The sequence below is a fragment of the Monashia sp. HAY1-5C genome (genome assembly GCF_056755255.1).
The window spans coordinates 1-232 of record NZ_JBPGXG010000831.1; the positions used below are offsets into that span (position 1 = coordinate 1).

Consider the following 232-nt stretch of genomic DNA (forward strand, 5'->3'; position numbering starts at 1 on the left):
TCACGGAGGCCGGGGACGACGCGGCGTTCGACGACTTCATAGACCGCATTGACGCGCCCGCACTGCAGAAGGTCGAACTTACTGTGCGAGGCCCGATCAGTGACCGCGCCAACGAGCGTCTGAGTCACATGATCGACGAATTGACGGTGGCAGACGGCGCAAGGCTGGTGTTCAGGTGGATGCGAGACGCGACGGAAGACCAACTCGCTGATCGAGTTGACGCCTGGCGTTC

1 protein-coding gene is annotated in these 232 nt (G+C 62.1%); it reads left to right on the forward strand.

The genetic code is table 11. The features are described from left to right. The coding region (locus tag ACR9ZK_RS23685) for a hypothetical protein (protein WP_481344353.1) at window positions 1–232 on the forward strand (232 nt) is incomplete at both ends.